Annotated in this window: 1 pseudogene; it reads left to right on the forward strand. The window is 43.8% G+C overall.

The features are described from left to right. Positions 1-216 precede the first annotated feature (216 nt). Positions 217-1,533: pseudogene (locus R8N46_RS24635) on the forward strand (hypothetical protein); the annotation flags it as partial.

Below are 1,533 nucleotides of genomic sequence, written 5' to 3' on the forward strand. Positions count from 1 at the left end.
TAAAACTGGAACCGTGATCAAATTATAAATTTTCCATCATAGACAAAAAATAGAAATAAATTTTACGGGTTTTGTGCGGATTTTCGTGTCTTGAACCTAAGCTCAATAGTCATTAAAAAGACACCACTCTCTTATATCTCACTAGTGAGATATAAAGAAAAAAATAATTAAAAAAGCGACTTTCTCATTCGGAAACGAAACAAGGACAAATAAATAATGAATAAGGTGAGTTTACTAGCAGCGTCAGTGGCTATCGCTCTTACAGGCTGTGGCGGTTCAGATGGTGGTTCAAACAGTGCTAACGACGGCGTTGTGATCACAGGTTTTGACGGCTACTTCAAAAATGCAGTTGTTTTTGAAGACACGAACAACAACGGTCAATGGGACACTCAAGAATCTATTCTTGGTCTGACCGATGAGAAAGGTCAGCTTACACTGGCCGCTAAACCAGAAAAAACCTTAGCACTGCAAACTCTCGTTCCAAACGGTGCGAAACAGAAACAACTTATCGCCTTGGATGCCAAGAAATACGCTGGCACCTACACCGTAGATATGGACCACCCAAGCCAAGCTATGGCGCACGAAATCGTATTCCGCGCACCATCATCGTCTAACGTGATTTCACCTATCACGGACCTTGTGGCGATTGAAATGGCAAAAGACCCTTCAATTACTGAAGAAGACGCGAAAGCAAACGTAAACAAAGCATTGGGAGGCTCAGAGGAAGCTCCGATTGATCTGTACAGTGACTTTGTTGAAGGTGCGACAAAAAACGCCGAACTACATAAAACCGCTCAGATTCTGACAGAATCTAAAGCGCAAAACCCAACAAATTACGAGAAGAAAGCGACTGAGTTTGCTCAAGCGGCAAACCAAGAAGTGGATCGTCTTGTCGCGTCTGGCGAAAACATCAATGACCCAAGCCTACGTCCAGTCATCACTGATAGCACGCCGAATAGCGACAACTTAGCGCCTGAAACGGTAGTCAACAACAAGCTAACCGTCAACGAAACCATAGAAGACGCAGCTGAAGATAAACTGGATAAGCTACCAGAAATCGTAAAAGGTGCCGCATTTGATGGCGTTGAGCTAAACATCGAAGGTCTTTTCAAAGACAAAGACCAAAGCCTTGTGAGCACAAAACTGACGCATAATTTAGCGGGCACAGGCATTGAAGTTGAGCAAGTTGGTAACCTAATTGTTCTACACCCAACCGCTATCGTAGAAAAATCCGGTGATTTTGAGATTGTTCTAACGGCGCAGGACAAAAACTCTAACGGGGATGTGCTATCAACTGTGAGCACAGTATTCGAAATCGAAATCGAATCTGCAAACTTACCACCAATGGTTGTTGAAGCAGAGCAAGCTCGCCTGCAATCCATTGTTGATGGCTGGTACCTACAACAGGGCGAACTGTTTGAACAAACGCGCGATGTTTCTGGTTTGTTCCAAGATAAATACGGTCAGATCACCGACTACTCAGCGGACTACGTAGACATTGAAGGCCTATCAGCAATTGAAGATGGCAATGCG

This window comes from Vibrio sp. 1874, from assembly GCF_033344395.1.
GTDB classification, from domain to species: Bacteria; Pseudomonadota; Gammaproteobacteria; order Enterobacterales; family Vibrionaceae; genus Vibrio; species Vibrio alginolyticus.